The 19,348-nt window shown below is 70.6% G+C and carries 16 protein-coding genes; 11 read left to right on the top strand and 5 right to left on the bottom strand.

The window, feature by feature from the left end; translation table 11 throughout:
• Positions 1 to 36: 36 nt before the first annotated feature.
• Positions 37 to 717, bottom strand: coding sequence for a hypothetical protein (locus ACWDV4_RS10485; protein ID WP_449976535.1), 681 nt, complete (start codon positions 715 to 717; stop codon positions 37 to 39).
• Between the two features lie 23 nt (positions 718 to 740).
• Here ACWDV4_RS10485 and ACWDV4_RS10480 point away from each other — a divergent pair, with 23 nt between their 5' ends.
• Complete coding sequence (locus ACWDV4_RS10480; RefSeq protein ID WP_449976533.1) at positions 741 to 1,292, top strand: acyl-CoA thioesterase; 552 nt, start codon at positions 741 to 743, stop codon at positions 1,290 to 1,292.
• A 58-nt stretch (positions 1,293 to 1,350) separates the two neighbouring features.
• Positions 1,351 to 3,348, top strand: a complete 1,998-nt coding sequence (locus tag ACWDV4_RS10475) for an acetoacetate--CoA ligase (protein ID WP_449976532.1) — start codon at positions 1,351 to 1,353, stop codon at positions 3,346 to 3,348.
• A gap of 101 nt (positions 3,349 to 3,449) precedes the next feature.
• On the opposite strand, the gene ACWDV4_RS10470 is transcribed toward ACWDV4_RS10475, so the two are convergent.
• A complete protein-coding gene (locus ACWDV4_RS10470) occupies positions 3,450 to 4,151 on the bottom strand; it encodes a TIGR03089 family protein (protein ID WP_449976529.1) in 702 nt (233 codons plus the stop codon).
• A gap of 149 nt (positions 4,152 to 4,300) precedes the next feature.
• Between ACWDV4_RS10470 and ACWDV4_RS10465 the strand changes: the two genes are divergently transcribed.
• Together ACWDV4_RS10465 and ACWDV4_RS10460 are read left to right on the top strand one after the other, a co-directional pair.
• The gene (locus tag ACWDV4_RS10465) at positions 4,301 to 5,446 is read left to right on the top strand and encodes a glycosyltransferase family 4 protein (RefSeq protein WP_449976527.1); all 1,146 of its coding nucleotides are present in this window, start codon (positions 4,301 to 4,303) and stop codon (positions 5,444 to 5,446) included.
• Between the two features lie 55 nt (positions 5,447 to 5,501).
• Entirely contained in the window at positions 5,502 to 6,599 is a 1,098-nt protein-coding gene (locus tag ACWDV4_RS10460) for a mannose-1-phosphate guanylyltransferase (RefSeq protein WP_449976525.1), read from the top strand.
• A 56-nt stretch (positions 6,600 to 6,655) separates the two neighbouring features.
• Here the strand turns inward: ACWDV4_RS10460 and ACWDV4_RS10455 are convergent, their stop codons facing one another.
• Positions 6,656 to 7,801: a coenzyme F420-0:L-glutamate ligase gene (locus ACWDV4_RS10455; protein ID WP_449976522.1), complete on the bottom strand. Its 1,146-nt coding sequence runs from the start codon at positions 7,799 to 7,801 to the stop codon at positions 6,656 to 6,658.
• Positions 7,798 to 8,808, bottom strand: a complete 1,011-nt coding sequence (locus tag ACWDV4_RS10450; protein WP_449976519.1) for a 2-phospho-L-lactate transferase CofD family protein — start codon at positions 8,806 to 8,808, stop codon at positions 7,798 to 7,800. Before ACWDV4_RS10450 ends, ACWDV4_RS10455 begins: the two co-directional genes overlap by 4 nt.
• A gap of 97 nt (positions 8,809 to 8,905) precedes the next feature.
• On the opposite strand from ACWDV4_RS10450, the gene ACWDV4_RS10445 reads away from it, so the two are divergent.
• From ACWDV4_RS10445 to ACWDV4_RS10435, 3 genes are all read left to right on the top strand, one after another.
• Complete coding sequence (locus ACWDV4_RS10445; RefSeq protein ID WP_449976518.1) at positions 8,906 to 9,880, top strand: hypothetical protein; 975 nt, start codon at positions 8,906 to 8,908, stop codon at positions 9,878 to 9,880.
• 98 nt (positions 9,881 to 9,978) lie between these two features.
• On the top strand, positions 9,979 to 12,612 hold the full coding sequence (locus ACWDV4_RS10440) for a bifunctional FO biosynthesis protein CofGH (protein WP_449976515.1): 2,634 nt from the start codon (positions 9,979 to 9,981) through the stop codon (positions 12,610 to 12,612).
• Positions 12,613 to 12,944: 332 nt separating this feature from the next.
• On the top strand, positions 12,945 to 13,202 hold the full coding sequence (locus ACWDV4_RS10435; RefSeq protein WP_184534144.1) for a WhiB family transcriptional regulator: 258 nt from the start codon (positions 12,945 to 12,947) through the stop codon (positions 13,200 to 13,202).
• 133 nt (positions 13,203 to 13,335) lie between these two features.
• On the opposite strand, the gene ACWDV4_RS10430 is transcribed toward ACWDV4_RS10435, so the two are convergent.
• Positions 13,336 to 13,785, bottom strand: coding sequence for a metallopeptidase family protein (locus ACWDV4_RS10430; RefSeq protein ID WP_449976512.1), 450 nt, complete (start codon positions 13,783 to 13,785; stop codon positions 13,336 to 13,338).
• Between the two features lie 148 nt (positions 13,786 to 13,933).
• On the opposite strand from ACWDV4_RS10430, the gene ACWDV4_RS10425 reads away from it, so the two are divergent.
• The 4 genes from ACWDV4_RS10425 to ACWDV4_RS10410 all read left to right on the top strand — a co-directional run bounded on the left by ACWDV4_RS10425 (position 13,934) and on the right by ACWDV4_RS10410 (position 19,272).
• A complete protein-coding gene (locus ACWDV4_RS10425) occupies positions 13,934 to 14,299 on the top strand; it encodes a DUF3499 domain-containing protein (protein ID WP_449976509.1) in 366 nt (121 codons plus the stop codon).
• A gap of 174 nt (positions 14,300 to 14,473) precedes the next feature.
• Positions 14,474 to 17,053 (top strand): hypothetical protein, encoded by a 2,580-nt coding sequence (locus tag ACWDV4_RS10420; RefSeq protein ID WP_449976506.1) that lies wholly within the window; start codon positions 14,474 to 14,476, stop codon positions 17,051 to 17,053.
• Positions 17,050 to 17,766 carry a GNAT family N-acetyltransferase gene (locus tag ACWDV4_RS10415; RefSeq protein ID WP_449976504.1) on the top strand — a complete coding sequence of 239 codons (717 nt, stop codon included), beginning with the start codon at positions 17,050 to 17,052 and terminating at the stop codon, positions 17,764 to 17,766. The genes ACWDV4_RS10420 and ACWDV4_RS10415 overlap by 4 nt, the downstream gene beginning before the upstream one ends.
• 66 nt (positions 17,767 to 17,832) lie before the next feature.
• Entirely contained in the window at positions 17,833 to 19,272 is a 1,440-nt protein-coding gene (locus tag ACWDV4_RS10410) for an aldehyde dehydrogenase family protein (RefSeq protein WP_449976501.1), read from the top strand.
• Positions 19,273 to 19,348: the final 76 nt, after the last annotated feature.

The following is a 19,348-nucleotide window of genomic DNA, read 5'->3' as shown; positions in this document are numbered from 1 at the left end:
GGTCACCCGGTCCCGCACCCCCTTCGGTGTGGGCGGCTATTCGGTGTCGGTTCGGGTCGTACCGCGCGGCGGCGAGGACCAGGGCGAGGTGTTGCCTTCCCGGCGGGGCAACGGTGAGGTGGTGTCGGCGTCCGGGTAACCCAACGTCGGCGCAGCGATGTCGGGGTCGTAGGTTTCCGCGTTCAGCGCCGACCAGTCCGGCCGGGTCGGTTCGTCGTCATCGGTGGAAGTCGACGACGATGACGATGATGATGACGCCGGCGCGGGTGCCGGAACGGCGGCCTCGGCGCGCGCCGGCCACCGCCGCCAGCGCTGCCCGCTGAAGGTGGCGATCAGCAACAGCGCACCGATCAGGAACAGGGTGCCGTTCTGTACGGGCAGGAACAGCGGAAGCGGATCACCGCGGAACCGCAGATCGTCCGGGATCGCCTCCTGGAGTTTGAACGGGTCGATCAACAGGTTGACGTACGGGGTGACGAGCAGTAGCCCGGCGACCAGCGGCCCGAGTGGCGAGACCCGCAGTGTGCCGAGCAGACCGAGCAGGATGCCGGCGACCGCGAGGTAGACGGCTGGCTCGATCAGGTTTGCCGTGGTGAAGGTTCCGAGCTCCACCCAGCGGTCGACTGTCCGGCTTGACCCGTCTTGCCCCAGTGTGAGTAGCACCCAGGTGAGCGGCGCCACCACGATCCCGGCGAGAAAGCTCCAGAGATGTCGCATTCCGGCACCGTACCGTTTCCGGCATGACCGAGCAGCCAGCGCCCGACCTCTTGGGCAAGCCGACCTCGTATTCCCGGGTCACCCTGAGTCGCATCATGACGGCTGTCGATGTAAACCTGTACGGGACGGTACACGGTGGCGTACTGATGAAGTTCGTCGACGACGTGGCCGGAGCCGCCGCCGCACGACACTGCGGGGGCACGGCGGTGACCGCGGCCATCGACGAGATCGTGTTCTCCGAGCCGGTACGCGTCGGTGACCTGGTGCACGCGCACGCCCAGGTCAACTGGACCGGATACACCTCGATGGAGGTGGGGGTGAAGGTACTCGCCGAGCGCTGGGACACCGCCGGGGAGGAACCGGTCCGGGTGGCCACCGCATATCTGGTCTTCGTCGGGGTGGACGTGGCCGGCGGGCCACGGGCGGTCCGGCCGGTGTTGCCGGAGACCCCGGAGGACGAGCGACGCTACCGGGAAGCGGAGATCCGTCGGGCACACCGGCTGGCCAAACGCCAGGCCATCCAGGCGCACCGGGAAGTCACGACACCGGGCACGCAGGACAGCACGTCCGGGTAGGGCAAGATGTCGCCACGGGCCGGCACGGCGTGGTGCCGGACCAGGGGAGGGGTGGACTGTGGGTGAGCTGCTGTGGACGCCGCCGGCCGACGTCCGGGAGAAGTCGCGCATCGGTGACTATCTGCGCTGGCTGCGGGTCGAGCGGGGCCTCGACTTCGCCGACTACGACGAACTCTGGCAGTGGTCGGTGTCCGACCTGGCCGGCTTCTGGCGCTCGATCTGGGACTACTTCGACGTCCGGGCGTACGACCAGCCGACCGCGACACTGAGCGACGCCACGATGCCCGGCGCCCGCTGGTTCCCCGGCGCGACGCTCAACTACGCCGAGCACGTGCTGCGCATGCCCGGCCGCGCCGACACCGATTCCATCGTCATCGCCCACAGCCAGACCCGGGCACCGGTCACCCTCACCGTGGCTGAGCTGCGCGAACAGGTCCGCCGGGTGCGCGCCGGACTGCGCCGGCTCGGGGTCGGCCCGGGCGACCGGGTGGCGGCGTACGCACCCAACATCCCCGAGACGTTCGTGTTGCTGCTCGCCACCACCAGCCTCGGCGCGGTCTTCTCCTCCTGCGCCCCGGAGTTCGGCACCCGCAGCGTCACCGACCGGTGGCAGCAGATCGAGCCGAAGGTGCTGGTCGCGGTCGACGGCTACCGCTACGGGGACAAGTCGATCGACCGGCGCGCCGAAGTGGCCGCGATCCGTACGGCGCTGCCGTCGGTCGTACACACGGTGATGTTGCCCTACCTGGACCCGGACGCCGCGCTGCCGGCCGGCACCTCGACCTGGGCGGAGCTGGCGGGTCAGACGGACGAGGCCCTGGAGTTCGAGCCGGTGCCGTTCAACCATCCGCTCTACGTGCTCTACTCCTCCGGCACCACCGGCCTGCCCAAGCCGATCGTGCACGGGCACGGTGGCATCCTGCTCGAACACCTCAAGATGCTGGCCCTGCACCACGACCTCGGCCCGGCCGACCGGTTCTTCTGGTTCAGCACCACCGGCTGGATGATGTGGAACTTCCTGGTCTCCGGCCCGGCGGTGGGTGCGACGATCGTGCTCTTCGACGGCAACCCCGCCGTCCGGACCGAGCCCGGACAGCCGGCCGAGCCGGACCTGGACACGTTGTGGCGGCTCGCCGCCGACACCGGCACCACCTACTTCGGCACCTCGGCACCGTTCCTGCTGGCCTGCCGTAAGGCCGACCTGCGCCCCGGCGAGACGGTGGACCTCGCCGCGCTGCGCGGCCTCGGCTCCACCGGTGCGCCGCTGCCGGCCGAGGGCTTCACCTGGGTGTACGACGCGGTCGGCCGGAACCTCCAGCTCCAGTCGCTCTCCGGCGGCACCGATGTCTGCACCGGCTTCGTCGGCGGTGTGCCACTGCTGCCGGTGTACGCCGGGGAGATCGCCTGCCGGGCGCTGGGTGCCCGGGTCGAGGCCCGCTCGGCCGAGGGGAAGGCGGTCGTCGGCGAACTCGGCGAACTGGTCATCACCGCGCCGATGCCGAGCATGCCGGTGGGCTTCTGGAACGACCCGGACGGGCGGCGCTACCGGGAGGCGTACTTCGACGTCTACCCGGGCGTGTGGCGGCACGGCGACTGGATCACCATCAGCGAACGGGGCGGTTGCGTCATCACCGGCCGCTCCGACGCGACGCTCAACCGGGGCGGGGTACGCCTCGGCACCGCCGAGTTCTACTCGGTCGTCGAGGCGCTCGACGAGGTGGTCGACTCGGTCGTGGTGCACCTGGAAGATGCTGAGGGTGGGGCCGGTGACCTGCTGCTCTTCGTGGTTCTGGCGGACGGGCTCGAACTCGACGCGGCGCTGCGGACCCGGATCACCCGGGAACTGCGTACCGCGCTCTCGCCCCGGCACGTGCCGGACGAGATCCACCAGGTCCGGGCGGTGCCCCGGACGCTGTCGGCGAAGAAACTGGAGGTGCCGGTGAAGAAGATCCTGACCGGCACGCCGGTGGAGTCGGCGGCGGCCACCGGCGCGCTGGCCAACCCGGAGTCACTGGTCGCCTTCGAGCGGTTCGCCCGCGAGCGCACCGCCGACTGAACTGACGGCGGGACCGCCGAGGCGCCCTGCGTCTTCATCGGCCGGGCAGCTCAGTCGGCCCGGCCGCGGCCGGCTCAGTCGGCTCAGTCGGCTCAGTCGGCTCAGTCGGCCTGGGACAGGTCCACGGTCACCCGTTCGGTGGTCAACCGGTCGGCGAGCTTGGCTGGGTCGAGGTGTGCACACAGTACGACGCTCGCCCCGACGGCCAGCGGGGCGAGCAGCCAGTCCACCGGATCCGGGTGGCGGGCCGCGTCGACCAGCACCCGGTCCCCGGCGGCGATGCCGAGCGCGGTGGCCCGGTCGGCGGCGCGGGCACACAGCTCGGCGTCCTGCGGGCCGCCCGTCGGGTACGGCGTGAAGTGGTCGCCGTGACCGCGTACCTCCACCACGTAGTCGGCGAAGCCGGCGGGCACCGTACGCAGTGGCGCGGCGAGCGGGGCCAGAGCCAGGGCGTACCGCTCGCCGGCCGGCCAGTCGGCCACCGTGCCGATTCGGTCGGCGGCGGCGAAGAGCACCTCCACCGGCGCGCCCGGTACGGCCGTCACCTCCGCGCCCGCCGACCAACTACCGAGCAGCACGGCGGCGGACTGCCAGTGCGGCGGGAGCGACACGCCGACGAGGTCGCCGGAGGCCAGTCCCGCCGAGTCGACCAACAGGTTGGCGGTCTTGGCCACCCAGTTGTCCAGGGTCGCGCCGGACAGTTCGGTACGGTCGCCGGTCGCGTCGTCGTACCAGGTGAGCAGGGGTCGAGCCGGGTCGGGCGCGATCGCGGCGGCGAGCATCCGGGCAATGTTGTCGGCCATCGCGGGCACCATACCCGGTGTCGTCGGCGAGTGGTGCCGCCGGAAAGACAACCAACCGTCGGGTCGCAGTCGGCACGGCGAGAGCGGTCCAGCGTAGGCTTGGCCCGAGTGTTGTTTCACACAGTTCCTGCGAATTGAGGAGTTGCCCCGTGACCGCCGGCCGTCCGCCCCGCGTGCTCATCGACGCCACGAGCGTCCCCGCTGATCGTGGCGGTGTCGGTCGATACGTCGACGGCCTACTCGGCGCTCTCGGCAAGGTCGCCGGGACCGCAGTCGAGCTGGTCGTGGTCGGCCTGCGGACCGACACCGAGCGATACACCCGAATGCTGCCCACCGCCGAGGTGATCTCCGCCCCAGCCGCGTTGGCGCACCGGCCAGCCCGGTTGGCGTGGGAACAGACCGGCCTGCCGCTGCTGGCCCAGCAGGTGGGGGCCGAGGTGCTGCACTCGCCGTTCTACACCTGTCCGCTGCGGGCGGGCTGTCCGGTGACGGTGACCGTGCACGACGCCACCTTCTTCACCGAGCCGGAGCACTACGACAAGTCCCGCCGTACCTTCTTCCGCAGCGCGATCAAGACCTCGCTGCGCCGGGCCGACCGGGTGATCGTGCCCAGCAAGGCCACCCGCGACGAGCTGATCCGCCTGCTGGACGCCGACCCGACCCGCATCGACGTGGCCTACCACGGCGTCGACCAGGCGGCCTTCCACGCACCGACCGAGGAGGAAAAGGCCCGGGTACGCGCCCGGCTTGGTCTCGGCGGCGGCAGCTACATCGCGTTCCTCGGGGCCAAGGAACCCCGCAAGAACGTGCCGAACCTGATCCGTGGCTGGGTGCTCGCCGTCCAGGATCGACCCAACCCGCCGGCCCTGGTGATCGCCGGTGGGCAGGGCCAGGACGACGAGATCGACCGTGCCGTCGCTGAGGTCCCCGCCCACCTGCGGCTGCTGCGCCCCGGTTACCTGCGCTACGCCGACCTGCCCGGCTTCCTGGGCGGTGCCCTGGTCGCTGCCTACCCGTCGTACGGGGAGGGGTTCGGGCTGCCGATCCTGGAGGCGATGGCCTGCGCGGCTCCGGTGCTCACCACGCCCCGGTTGTCCCTGCCCGAGGTCGGCGGCGACGCGGTGGCCTACACCAGCGAGGATCCGGAGCGGATCGGTGCCGACCTCGGCGCGCTGCTCGACGACGAGACGCGCCGGTTGGCGCTGGCGAAGGCGGGCTTCGATCGGGCCAAGGAATTCACCTGGGAGTCCAGCGCAGAGGTGCACATCGCCGCTTGGACCCGGGCCCGCGCGTGACCGGGTCGGTGGTAACCGAACGTACTGATGTCGGTCCGTCCGGCATGATGTGCTGATGTTCTTCGCCGTCATCCCGGCCGGCGGTAGCGGTACCCGACTGTGGCCGCTGTCCCGCGCCGGACATCCCAAGTTCCTCCATCCGCTCACCGGCACCTCCTCGTCCCTGCTACAGGCGACGGTCGAGCGGGTCGCGCCGTTGACCACGCCGGACCGGACCATGGTGGTGACCGGCGTGGCCCATGTCGCCGCGGTGGCGCGGCAACTGACCGGCCTGCCGGAGGAGAACATCCTGGTGGAGCCCTCGCCGCGGGACTCCTGCGCGGCGATCGCGCTGGCCGCTGCGGTGATCGCGCTGCGCGAGCCCGAGGCGGTGATGGGCTCGTTCGCGGCGGACCACCTGATCGGTGACCCGGCACGCTGGGCGGAGACGGTACGGCAGGCCGTGGTGGGCGCGGAAGAGGGCCTGCTGATGACGGTGGGGATCACGCCCACCCGGGCCGAGACCGGGTACGGCTACCTGGAGTGCGGCGATCTGATCGACTCCGGTCCGCTGCGCCGGGTCCGGGAGTTCAAGGAGAAGCCGGCTGCCGAGGTGGCGGAGGGCTACCTGCGGTCCGGGCAGCACCTGTGGAACGCGAGCATGTTCGTCTGGCGGGTCGACGTGTTCCTGGCCGAGCTGGCCCGGCAGCAGCCGGCGCTGCACGCCGGGTTGACCGCCATCGCGCAGGCGTGGGGCACTCCGGAGCAGGACGATGTGCTGGGGACGGTCTGGCCGACCCTGCCCAAGATCTCGGTCGACTACGCCGTGATGGAGGGGGCTGCCGCCGCCGGCCGGGTGGCCACCGTACCGGGCGACTTCGGCTGGAACGACGTGGGCGACTTCCACACCCTCGGTGACGTGCTACCCGGTGACGACGCGGGCAACGTCGTCCTGGGCACCGAGGAGAGCGACAAGCCGGCGGTCCTGCTGCGGGACAGCGCCGGCCTGGTGGTGGTGCCGCACTCCGGGCGGCTGGTCGCCGCGCTCGGCGTACAGGACCTGGTCGTGGTGGACACCCCGGACGTGGTGATGGTCTGTCCCCGCGACCGGGCACAGGACGTCAAGAAGCTGGTGGACGAGCTCAAGACCCAGGGCGAAGAAGGGTACGTCTGACCGGGCCGGGGCCGCCGTCAGATACGTTCCGGCATCCCGACCCTGCGATAGCGGGTTCAGATCGCGACGATGGCGCTCTCGGCGCTGCCGGTGGGGGGCACCAGCAGGGACGATGACAGCCCCTCGGCGGCCAGCGCCACCCGGAGCCGGTGCACGTCGGCACCGAACCGGACCAGGGCGGCCGGATCGGTGCGGGCCGCCAGGCCACACCGGATCATGCCGGTGGCGGCCGGCGGCCACTCCGGCAGTGCGGTCGCGATCCGGTCCCGTACCTCGGGGTCGGTGACCGGGGTGAAGACCGTGCCGGGCGCGATCACGCCGGCCACCGTGGCGATCGCCCGGGTGACGGCAGCCAGGTCGGGGCTGACGGCGGCCGGATCCGGGTTGGCGTTGGCCGGATCCGAGGTGACCGGCACCGATCCGGTGGCCGGGTCCAGTTCGCCGAGGGTGGCCGCCGTCCGTAGGCCAGCGACCCGGGCCTCGGCGGTACCCAGGGAGAAGAGGTCGTGCTCGGCGTCCCGGACCAGTGCCGTGGCCCCGGCACCGTCCTCCGGGGTGGGCAGGCCGGGATAGCCGCGTACCACCGCCACCGGCACCTGGTCGCACTTGCCCTTGACCAGCTCGCCCGCGCCGGCCAGCTCGTCGACCACCGCCATCTGGGTGATGCTCAGCTCGTTGCCGTACGGGTCGACCTCGCCCCGGTGGTCGCGGACCGCGTCCATGCCGGCGACGCCGAGCGCGACATCGGTCAGCCCGTTGCGCCACGGCCGGCCCATCGTGTCGGAGACGATCACCGCGACGTCGGCACCGTGCCGCTCGCGCAGGGCGGCCCGTAGGGCGCGCGCCGAGGCGTCCGGGTCCTTCGGCAGCAGTACCAGTTGGGAACGGTCCACGTTGGAGGCATCGATGCCGGCCGACGCCATGACGAAGCCGTGATGGGTCTGCACGATCCGGGTCGCGCCCCGGGTGGCCACCGGCCGCGCGGTCTCGGCGACCAGGACCTCCTCGCGGGCCGCCGCCCGCTCCGGCCCGTCAGCCGGCACGTCGACCAGCTGGCCCTCCGCCTTCGAGACGATCTTGCTGGTGACCACCAGTACGTCGCCGTTGCGCAGCCAGGGTGCGGCGGTGGCGATCAGCTCCGCCAGGTCATCTCCGGGTACCACGTCACCAATGCCGAGCACCGGCAGGATTTCCAGCCTCATACCAGCCTCACCGCGGCGCGTACCATCTCGGCCGTCGCCGCCTCGTCGGTCATCCACAGCGGAGCGGCCCCCACCGTCACACCCGGGACTTCGGTCCCCGCGTCGGTGGTGTCCACCAGCCAGGCGTCCAGAATGCCAGCGTTGGACCGGGCACCATAGAGCGCGCCGACCCCGGCCGCGTCGCAGGGTACGCCGAGCACCGCCAGACACCGGTCGGCCATCCCGCGCACCGGAGCACCCCCGATGATCGGGGAGACCCCGACCACCGGTGCCCGACCGGCGACCAGCGCGTCCCGCAGCGGTGCCACGGCCAGGATCGGAGCGATGCTCACCACCGGGTTACTCGGGGCCACCAGCACCAGATCCGCCTCGGCGAGGGCGTCGAGGACACCGGCCGCCGGGGTCGCCGCGTCGGCACCGACGAAGACGAAGCGGTGGGTGGGCAGCTCGCCCCGGTGGCGTACCCACCACTCCTGGAAGTGGATGGCCCGCTGTTCACCGTCGACATTGGCTGTGCTGGCTTGGTTCGCGACTGCGGGGCTCTCTCGCTCCGCTCGTTCACTCCTCACGCTCACGATGGCGTGGGTCTCCAGGCGGTCGTCGCTGGCCGGCAGCAGCCGGATTCCGGGCTGCCAGCGGGCGCAGAGCGCCTCGGTCACCGCCGACAGCGGGTAGCCGGCGTTGAGCATCGTGGTCCGCACCAGATGGGTGGCGATGTCCTTGTCGCCCAGACCGAACCAGGTCGGCTCCGCGCCGTACGCGGCCAGCTCCTCCTTCACCGTCCAGGTCTCGCCGGCCCGTCCCCAGCCCCGCTCCGGGTCCGCCCCGCCACCCAGGGTGTAGAGCACACTGTCCAGGTCGGGGGAGATCCGCAACCCGTGTAGTACGACGTCGTCGCCGACGTTGACCACGGCGGTCACCTCGGCGCCCACCTCGCGGGCGTACGCACGTACCCCGACCAGGAAACGAGCCCCACCAATTCCGCCGGTCAGCACCACGATCCGCATCCGACCATCCTCGCCCATGCGATCCGGGCCGGCTCTCGCCGGGTTGGCAGACTAGGCTCTTCGTCGCCAATGTCCACCATTGCCCACAGGGGGAGACTTGACCAGCCCACCCGAGCCCACGCCGACCGGTGAGGCGCAGGCCAGTCAGCTAACCAAACCGCTCCGCGAACTCGCTGCCCTGATCCTGGTCGGGGCGAACGCCCTGATGCTCTTCGTCGCGTTGATCAACATGATGATCCCGCAGTTCGAGGGGTCGACCTTCACCAGCCGGGCTGGCAGCGCCTCCTTCGACTTCGTCGGCCTGCTGGCGATCGTGCTTCCGCTGTTGGCCGTACTGCTCGTCACCCACATCCAGCCGGCCACCGCCAAGGCCAAGCTGATCACGATCATCGCGCTGGTCGAGTACGCGGTGTCCGCGTTCTTCGGAGTGATCGCGCTACTCAGCTGGCTGATCGGCACGTTGGCCGACGTCGAACTCCGGGCCGCCTTCACCGGTCTACTGGTCCGGGTCGCCTACCTGGGGATCTTCGGAATCGCGGCGTTCGCGATCTTCAAGATCTGGCGGACCCTCTACTACGTGCCCAAGCCGAAGCCGCAGCCCGGCATGTACGGCCAGCCCCAGGCGTACGGCCAGCCGCAGCAGGGCTACCCGGCGGGTTACCCGCAGCAGCCCTACGGTCAGCCGCAGGAATACGGGCAGCAGCAGCCCTACGGCCAGCAGCAGGGTTACGGCCAGGGTTCGGTGTACGGTCAGCCGGGCGTGTACGGCCAGCCCGCCGCCGGGCAGGACGCTGGCGCGACGCAGTACGTCCCGCAGTACGGGGCAAACGCGCCGCAGTCGGCCCCGCCCGCCCCGCAGTCGGCCCCGCCGGCTCCGGCCTCCGCGCCTCCGGCCCCGCCGCAGTCCGCGCCCCCGGCCCAGCAGTCGGCACCGCCGGCCCCGGAAGTCACCCAGGTGCTCGGCCAGTCGGGCGGCGGGTCCGACGGCAGCGACCGTACCCAGTACCTCAACCCGGGTGGGCAGCCGCCGGCACCCGGATCGGGCTACGAACCGGGGTCCTACCCCCGGTGACCGTCCATCGGCCGGGGAAGGCGTCATACCGATGCCCTCCCCGGCCGATGTGTCGGTGGGCTCGGAGCCGGTCTGGGCTGACCGCCTAGGCTTTACAGATGTCCGATCACAATGTCTCCTCGCCCAGCCTGGCCAGCCTGCGGCGCGCGCTGCGTCGCGCGGCCGATGGTCGGGCTATCGACGCTGATGAGGCCGTGGCGCTGCTGGCCGCCCGCGGCGAACTCCTCGATGAGCTGCTCGCGATCGCCGGTGCGGTCCGGGACGCCGGACTACGCGACGCCGGCCGGCCCGGCGTGGTCACCTTCTCCAAGAAGGTCTTCATCCCGCTGACCCGGCTCTGCCGGGACCGGTGCCACTACTGCACCTTCGCCACCGTCCCGCATCGGCTTCCCGCTGCCTACCTCGACCGGGACGAAGTGTTGGCCATCGCCGCCGAGGGCGCGGCCCAGGGGTGCAAGGAAGCCCTGTTCACGCTGGGAGACCGGCCGGAGGAGCGCTGGCCGGCGGCCCGACAGTGGCTGGACGAGCGCGGCTACGACTCCACGGTGGACTATCTGCGGGCCTGCGCTGTGGCGGTGCTGGAGGAGACCGGCCTGCTGCCGCACCTTAATCCCGGTGTGCTCAGCTGGGCCGAGTTGCAGCGGCTCAAGCCGGTGGCACCGAGCATGGGCATGATGCTGGAGACCACCGCGACCCGGCTCTGGTCGGAGCCGGGTGGACCGCACTACGGCTCGCCGGACAAGGAGCCGGCGGTGCGGCTACGGGTGCTCCAGGATGCCGGCCGGGTGGGCGTACCGTTCACCACCGGCATTCTGATCGGCATCGGGGAGACCCCCGCCGAACGCATCGACGCGATCTTCGCGATCCGCCGGGCCCAACGGGAGTACGGGCACATCCAGGAAGTCATCGTGCAGAACTTCCGGGCCAAGCCGGATACGGCGATGCGGGGCATGCCCGACGCCGAGTTGCACGACCTCGCCGCCACGGTGGCGGTGGCCCGGATCCTGCTCGGCCCCGGGGTCCGGCTCCAGGCCCCGCCGAACCTGATCGACGGCGAGTACGACCTGCTGCTGCGCGCCGGGATCGACGACTGGGGCGGGGTGTCCCCGTTGACGCCTGACCACGTCAACCCGGAACGGCCCTGGCCGCAGTTGGACGAACTCGCCCGGCGCACAGCCGCTGCCGGCTTCACCTTGCGGGAGCGGTTGACCGTCTATCCCGGGTACGTCCGGCGCGGCGATCCCTGGCTGGACCCGCGCCTGCTGCCGCACGTGTCCGCGTTGGCCGATCCGGAGACCGGGCTGGCCGTCGAGGCGGCCCGTCCGACCGGCCGGCCCTGGCAGGAGCCGGACGACGCGTACGTGCCGGGTGGTCGTACCGATCTGCACGCAAGCATCGACACGACGGGGCGTACCGGCGACCGGCGTGGGGACTTCGACAGTGTCTACGGTGACTGGGCCGAGGTCGCCACCAAGATCCCGAGGAGCCGAACGGCGGAAGCCTCGATCGGTGACGCGGGAGTCCCCGCCAGCGCGGCGCTGGTCGGCTCGGCCGATGCCGCAGCCGGCCCGACTCAGTCCGTGCCGGCTGATGCCGCAGCCGGCTCGACTCAGTCCGTGCCGGCCGATGCGGACCTGCGTGCCGGCCTGCGGCTGGCCGCCGACGATCCGGCCGCGCTGCTGGAGCCGAAGCACGAGGCGGCGGCGTTGGCGCTCTTCGCCGCCGATGGCGTGGCCCTGGACGAGCTGTGTCGCATCGCCGACGACGTCCGGCGGGACGCGGTCGGTGACGACGTCACCTACGTCGTCAATCGCAACATCAACTTCACCAACGTCTGCTACGTGGGCTGCCGGTTCTGCGCCTTCGCGCAGCGGGAACGGGATGCCGACGCGTTCCGGCTCTCCGCCGAGCAGGTCGCCGACCGGGCCGAGGAGGCGTGGCAGGCCGGGGCGACCGAGGTCTGCATGCAGGGCGGGATCGACCCGAAACTGCCGGTGACCGCGTACGCCGAACTGGTGCGGGCGGTCAAGGACCGGGTCCCCGGGATGCACGTACACGCCTTCTCCCCGATGGAGATCGTCACGGCGGCGGCGAAGGCCGGAGTCCCGGTACGGGACTGGCTCACCCTGATGCGGGACGCGGGACTGGACACCATTCCGGGTACCGCAGCCGAGATCCTCGACGACGACGTGCGCTGGGTGCTCACCAAGGGCAAACTGCCGGCTGCCACCTGGGTCGAGGTGGTGACCACGGCACACGAACTGGGCATTCGATCCAGCTCCACGATGATGTACGGCCATGTCGACCATCCCGGCCAGTGGCTGGGACATTTCCGGGTGCTGGCCGGAGTGCAAGATCGTACGGGTGGGTTCACCGAGTTCGTGGCGTTGCCGTTCGTGCACACCAACGCCCCGATCTATCTTGCCGGTATTGCCCGACCCGGCCCCACGTGGCGGGAGAATCGCGTCGTACATGCCATGGCTCGGTTGCTGTTGCATGGCCGGATCCCCAACATTCAGTGCTCGTGGGTAAAACTCGGCGACGAGGGGGCCGCCGAGATGCTGCGTACCGGGTGCAATGACCTGGGCGGCACGCTGATGGAGGAGACCATTTCCCGAATGGCCGGTTCCGCTAACGGATCGGTGCGTACCGAGGCGCAGTTGGCGCGGATTGCGGAGCTGGCCGGGCGGTCGGCGCGGCAGCGGAGTACGGCCTACGGCACGACCGGCTGACCGGGAGCGTGTATACCCGGACATCGGCGTGGCGCCCCCGCGACACGCCGCTATCGCGGCAACTCGCCGGGGTGGGCGTTACCCCCGCCAGGGCTGAATCGATAGGGCAGGTTGCGAGGCTGTGCGGCTTTCCGAAGCCGTTGCAGGCGCACCGCGCGGGCGACCCCGCTTACCACGGTTCGGCTTGACGGCGCACGCATTACACGCGTGTAATTTCCGATGGGGTCGTTCGAACGGAGCGCATCAAATTGCCACCGGACGGACAAAAACACGCCTTCCGCGTGGGGGGTTGCAGCGGCGCTTGACGCCGATGCGCGATAAGGAGGCATCTGATGGACGGCCGACTTGAGGTGGCCGACCTGCTCGGGAATGCGCCAGAGTGGCAGGAGCGAGCGCTGTGCTCGCAGACTGACCCGGAGGCGTTTTTCCCAGAGAAGGGCGGCTCGACTCGCGAGGCGAAGCGAATCTGCTCTCGCTGCGAGGTCAAGGCCGAGTGCCTGGAATACGCGCTCGGGCACGACGAGCGGTTCGGCATCTGGGGCGGGTTGTCCGAACGCGAGCGGCGCAAGCTCAAGCGTCGGGCTGCCTGATCCGAGCGTGACGTGTGGGCGGACCGGAGGTTGGGGGCCTCCGGATCCGGCCCGCGTAACGCTGCGTAACGCTGTCGGCTCTGTTCGAGGCTCTGTCGGCTCTGTTCGAGGCTGTCAGCTCAGCGCGACGTTGTCAGCTCAGTTCGTCGGGATCCACTCCGAGCAGGTTGGCCACCTGTTCGATGATCACGTCGTGGATCAGATCCGCCAGATCGTCGTGGTCCGTTGCCCGGAATTCGAGCGGTCGGCGGTAGAGCACGATCCGGGGCGGGATCTCCTGCCGGCCGGGCCGGCCCGGAAGCAGTCGGGCGAGGGGCACCTCACCGTCCTCCAGGACGTCCGAGTCGTACACGTTGAGGTCTGGCGGCACGTCCTCGACGGCGAACTCGACCCCGGCCAACTCTCGGGCGAACCGTCGTTCCAGGGTCTCGACGGTGTCCAGCACAAGATCATCGAACACCTCGGCCTTGGTGCGAGCCAACGGCACGGTGGCCGGTACGAGTCGCCCGCGTAACCCTCGACCGTGACGGTCCCGTCGGGTGCGGCGTCCGGGGCTGGGCCGGCGGTGGTTCGGGCTGGTCATGGGCCCAGGGTATCCCCGCTTCATGGCGTCGACCGTCCGTGGGACCGCTCGTGTCGCGAGCGCCGTCATGCGAATTGTGATCTCCGTCTTCGGCGTGTCGGATCGGGAAGGCGGGCGCGGGAGCCGGTAATGGAGATACCGTGCCGCCGTGAGGTCAACCCGGCGTTGCTCCCGCAACGGCTGCCCCCGACAAGCCGTCGCTACGTTGACCTATGTCTACAACGAGTCGACAGCCGTTGTCGGGCCCCTCGCGGCGTTCGCCGAGCCACACACCTACGACCTGTGTGAGCCGCATGCCCGGAATCTGACCGCGCCCCGGGGCTGGGAGGTGGTCCGGCACGAGGGTGAGTTCCAGCCGCCGCCGCCGAGCACCGACGATCTGGTGGCGCTCGCCGAGGCGGTACGCGAAGCCGCCCGTCCGGTGCAGCGGCACGAGGAGATCGAACCCGAGTCGAACCCGGGGCAGCAGACCGGACGCCGAGGCCATCTCCGGGTGATCCCACCTTCGCGCTGACCCCATCCCACCTTCGCGCTGATCCCACCTCTGCGGTGACCGGGCTCGGCCTCAGGTGTTAGGAAGGGCCCCTTCCTATGCAAAAAGCGATAACAAGGGGCCCTTCCTTGCCGTTGACCGCATCGGCGATAGTTCGAGGGGACGCGCGACATCGTCGATCCCCGGGGGTCCACATTGCACGAAGAAGTAGGCCGTGCCGACCAGTTGGTCGCGCTGGCCGAGGATGACGCCCGCCCGATCCGGCGTTGGCTCACCCGGCAGCTGTGTGCGCCCACCGGACCCCTGGCCGAAGCCGACTTCGGGCTGCTCGACCGGATAGCGGTCTGGAGCGCCGAGGAGAACGACCCGAATCTGCACGGCCAGATCCTGACCACGCTCGACCGGATGTTGACGGCGGCGACCCGGGTCCCGGATGCCGCCCCACTGCTGGTGCTCTACCTGAAGTACCTGTGCGACCAGGCGTGGGAGCGGGCCTGGGACGTCGCTCCGATCCTGGACACCATGCGGTACGCCGCCCGTACCTGGACCGGCATCGTCGCCACCGGAACAGCCGTCGACGCGGAACTGACCACGCTGACCGTACGGATGCTCGATCTGCTCGACAGCGAAATGGCCACCTTCAACGCCGGGACCTGCGGCACCCTGGCCGCCTGGGCCAGGAGCGCCGCTGCGACGGCGGCCCGGGCCGAAGAGGTGGTGGCCGCGGCGGCCCGGGGCAAGCCGTCGCCGATAGCCGAGGCGGTGGCGGCCGAGGCGCACGGGGACCACGTCTACTACGCCGCGCTGGCCCGCGCCTCGCAGGCCGTACACGATCACTTCGCGGTCGGTGGCAGCGACCTGGTCGGCGCGGCCACGGCGCTGCGGGCAGCCGAGGAGTTCTTCCCGGACGGCATCCCACGCAGCGAACTGCGTGCCCATCGGTACAGCGTCGAGGCACTCATCGAGGTGGCCGATCAGCCGTGGCTCCTGCTGGACCAGGCGAGGTTCGTCTACCTCTATCCGTTCGGGCTGTACGAGGACCTGCGGCAGGTGCCAGCCGGCGCCGCCCCGGACCGCGCCGCCCCGGACAGCGTCGGGCCGGACGAAGATTCGGCCGCGTTCGCCGTACGGATGGTCGAGGTGGCTCGGCGGACGGCGGACCGGTGGCGGATCGCCGGCTGGGACATCGCCACCCACCCGGATGCTCTGGTGGCGGCGGAACTCCCACTCGACGACGTGTGGAAGGGCTCCGACCCACTCGGTCGGCAGTACCGGGGGATGGCGGTGACCCTGCCGGACGTCGAGCTGGTCGACCCCGATCGGCCCGACCATGATCCAATCACCTTCAGCGTCCAGGTGCGCCTGTCGGAGCTCGGCAACCACTACCTTCGCCTGGAGTGCGAGCTGTCCGAGGTGACACCGCAACAGGTGTACGCCGCTATGGCGCGGGTCGCGCCGGAGTTCGGCGATCTCGTCCACCTCGGTACGCCGCTACGCCCAGCCGACGCCGACGCCGACGACACGGAGTCGGAGAACGTCTGGCCGCGCCTCGCCGACTTCGCCACCGAGCTGACCGGTGACGTGTCGGTCGAGTTGGCCCGGCACAGCGGTCGGCAGGTTCGGCACAGCAGCCGGCCGGGCATGTACCACGTCCTGGTGTCGGTGGACCGGGCCACCCTGGTGGCCGCCGACGGCAGTCGTACGCCGGTCACCGACGCCGTCGACACGGCGAAGGCGGTCGGGGCGCAGCCGCTGTGCCATCCGGTCCGGCACGGGCTCAGTGCGTTGGCGGAGTGGCTCCGCTATCCGGTCGACGTCCCGGCGCTACCGGTCGTGGACGTGCCCGGCCTCGCCGGAGACCTGCTGCTGCGTACCTGCAACAGCACACTGATGGTGATCCCCGCCTCGCCGGAATACACGGTCAACACCGTGCAGGAGGCGGCGGAGTTCGTAGCCGCGCTGGAGGGCATGTTCGCCGGCTGGCAGGACCAGATCGCCGAGTACTACGACCACCTCCAGGTCCAGCTGGCCACCATGATCGTACGGCTGGAGCGGGGCGGGACGGCGCCCGATCCGGCGAATTTACGGTCGGCCGAGTACGAGCGGGTCACCCAGGAACTGGTCGAGATGCAGGGTGCCCTGGAGGCGCAGCATCTCCGGCTGCACCGGTTCGTCATGGCGAGCCGGCTCAGCCTGATGTTCGTCACCTCGCCGTCGCTGATGACCTCGCCGGTCGCGCGGCTGATCATCGACCGGCTCCTGGCAGCGGCGAAGTTCGACACCCTGCGGGGCGAGTTCGAGGGCATGATTGACAAGGTGCTCGGCGACCGGATCGGTGACCTGGTGGACGCCTCCGTACGTCGGCAGCAGGAACGCAACGACGCCTTGGCTCGGGCGGTCCGGGAGGAGCAGACCCGACTGGCGCAGATCGAGCGGGAGCGGCTGGCGCAGGAGGAACGGGACCGGGTGCTGCGGGAGAAGGAGGCAGCTGCCCGGCAGGAACGGCGGGACCGGGCCAACCAGCGCCGCAACGACGCGTTGCTGGGCGGTATCGCTGCCGTTGGCCTCTCAGGCCTGATGCAGATCGTCCAGGCTGGGTACGATCTGCGGCAGCTTGCCGCCATGGCCCTGGTCATGACGGTGCTGCTGACGGCCGGAGTGGTGGGCTGGATTCTGCACCGGCTGCACCCGGACAGTGTCGTTCGAGTGCTGGAGAAGCGGCAGCGACGTCGAGCCCCAATGGGTGGATCGGTCACGGAAGGGAACGCCAAGTGAGGATAGTCGATGTCATTGCTGGGCAGACCCTGAGTCGGATCTATACCGAGGTGCTGGAGCCGGCCTTCCCGCCGGACGAACTGGTGTCGTTGGAGGGCCTGCGGCGGGGCGTGGCCAGCGGGACGACCCAGGTATCGGCCGTGCTGGCCGACGACAGTCGGATCCTCGGTGCCGCCGTCGGCGACTGGTCACGGCCGTCCCGGGTGATGCTGTTGAGCTACCTGGCGGTCACGTCCGATGGCCGCGGCACCGGGATCGGCAGTCGACTGCTGACCACCCTCGTCACGCAGTGGCGGGAGCGCTACCAGCCCTGTTTGGTTTTGGCCGAGGTGGAACACCCTGGCCACCATGCCGGCAACCACGCGCACGGCGACCCGGTGGCGCGGCTGCGGTTCTACGGGCGACACGACGCCCGGGTGCTGGACCTGCCCTACTTCCAACCGGCGCTCGGTCCGGGCCGGTCGCGGGTGCCCGGCATGCTGCTGCTGGCGCTCTGGGCTGACCCGCAGTTTGCTGGCCCGGGCGGCGCGGACACCGTGGACGCGGGGCGACTGCGGGCGTTCCTCACCGAATACCTCCAGGAATCCGAGGGGCGGGTCGCCACTGACGACCAGACCGCCGCCCTCTGGCGGGCGCTGGACGTCCCCGGTGGGGTTCCGACCTGGCCGGTCACCGAGTACGCCAAGGTCGCGGTCTCCCAGCCCATCGGTTGACCACGAGCGGACAATCCTGCCCCACGACCAGACAATCGGGCCCCGAGGCCGGACTAGGCTGCGGGCGTGGAGCAGGTTTCGTTCTGGGTCGCGGGTCAGGCAGCCGACGGCGACGATGTGGTGACCATTCGGAATCCGTACGACGGTCGGGTGGTCGGTCGGACCACGAACGCCCGCCCGGAGCAGGTGGAGCAGGCCGTGGCTGCCGCCGTGGCGGTGGTCGACGAGGCCGCCGCACTGTCGGCGCAAGTCCGGGCGGCGGCGCTGGACCACGTGTCGCGTCGGCTGGCTGAGCGGGGCGAGGAGATCGCCCATCTGATCACCGGCGAGAACGGTAAGCCGCTCAAATGGGCCCGGGCGGAGGTCACCCGAGGTGTCTCCACGTTCCGCTGGGCGGCCGAGGAGGCCCGGCGCTACTCCGGCGAGTTGCAGCGACTCGACACCGATCCGACGGCGCTCGGCCGGCTCGCCCTGATCCGCCGGGTGCCCCGGGGCCCGGTGCTGGGCATCGCCCCGTTCAACTTCCCGCTCAACCTGGTGGCCCACAAGGTGGCTCCGGCGCTGGCGGTCGGCGCCCCGATCGTGGTGAAGCCGGCACCGACCACCCCGCTGACCGCGCTACTGCTCGGCGAGATCCTGGCCGAGACCGACCTGCCGGCCGGCATGTTCTCCGTACTGCCGATGACCAACGACCGCAGCGCCGAACTGGTCCAGGACCCCCGGCTGCCGGTGGTGTCCTTCACCGGCTCGGGACCGGTCGGGGCGAGCATCCGCCGGTCCGTGCCGGACAAGCACGTCACGCTCGAACTCGGCGGGAACGCCGCCGCGCTGATCTGCGCCGACTGGGCCTCGGACGAGGACCTCAACCGGGCCGCCGAGCGGATTGCCACCTTCGCCAACTATCAGGCTGGGCAGAGTTGCATCGCCGTGCAGCGGGTCTACGTATACGAGTGGCTCTACGACGGGTTCCTGCCCCGGTTGGTCGACGCCGTACAGGCGCAGCGGGTCGGGGACCCGTTCGACGAGGCCACCGACGTCGGGCCGCTGATCGACGAGAACGCTGCCCGCCGGGTGGAGCAGTGGGTGGACGAGGCGGTGACGGCGGGGGCCCACATCCTGGTGGGCGGCCGGCGCGAGGGAGCCACTTACCCGCCCACCGTGCTCACCGATGTACCGGCCGGGGCGAAGGTGGTCAGTGATGAGGTCTTCGGGCCGGTCCTGGTTGTCGAGCCGGTCGCCGACGACGCTGCCGGGTTCGCCGCCATCAACGACTCGGCGTACGGCCTCCAGGCGGGAGTCTTCACTCACGACATCGCCACCGCGTTCGCCGCGCACCGCACCCTCCAGGTCGGTGGCGTGATCGTCGGGGACGTGCCGTCGTTCCGTGCCGAACAGATGCCGTACGGCGGGGTGAAGGGCAGCGGCGTCGGCCGGGAAGGGCTACGCAGCGCCATGGACGACTACACCGAACCCCGCGTCCTGGTCCTCACCGGCATTGAGGTGTAAGGAATTGCGGTGTTAGGAAGGGCCCCTTCTTATCGTTTTTTGTATAAGAAGGGGCCCTTCCTAACACCCCCACCGC

It is taken from the genome of Micromonospora sp. NPDC003197, assembly GCF_053590565.1.
This window is presented reverse-complemented; position numbering and strand designations above follow the sequence as displayed.

What these genes read in the sequence shown, in the direction of transcription:
- ACWDV4_RS10460 (WP_449976525.1), top strand. Translation starts at nt 5,502, where the DNA reads ATGTTCTTCGCCGTCATCCCGGCCGGCGGTAGCGGTACCCGACTGTGG.
- ACWDV4_RS10480 (WP_449976533.1), top strand. Translation starts at nt 741, where the DNA reads ATGACCGAGCAGCCAGCGCCCGACCTCTTGGGCAAGCCGACCTCGTAT.
- ACWDV4_RS10435 (WP_184534144.1), top strand. Translation starts at nt 12,945, where the DNA reads ATGGACGGCCGACTTGAGGTGGCCGACCTGCTCGGGAATGCGCCAGAG.
- ACWDV4_RS10470 (WP_449976529.1), bottom strand. Translation starts at nt 4,151, where the DNA reads ATGGCCGACAACATTGCCCGGATGCTCGCCGCCGCGATCGCGCCCGAC.
- ACWDV4_RS10485 (WP_449976535.1), bottom strand. Translation starts at nt 717, where the DNA reads ATGCGACATCTCTGGAGCTTTCTCGCCGGGATCGTGGTGGCGCCGCTC.
- ACWDV4_RS10450 (WP_449976519.1), bottom strand. Translation starts at nt 8,808, where the DNA reads ATGCGGATCGTGGTGCTGACCGGCGGAATTGGTGGGGCTCGTTTCCTG.
- ACWDV4_RS10430 (WP_449976512.1), bottom strand. Translation starts at nt 13,785, where the DNA reads ATGACCAGCCCGAACCACCGCCGGCCCAGCCCCGGACGCCGCACCCGA.
- ACWDV4_RS10455 (WP_449976522.1), bottom strand. Translation starts at nt 7,801, where the DNA reads ATGAGGCTGGAAATCCTGCCGGTGCTCGGCATTGGTGACGTGGTACCC.
- ACWDV4_RS10440 (WP_449976515.1), top strand. Translation starts at nt 9,979, where the DNA reads ATGTCCGATCACAATGTCTCCTCGCCCAGCCTGGCCAGCCTGCGGCGC.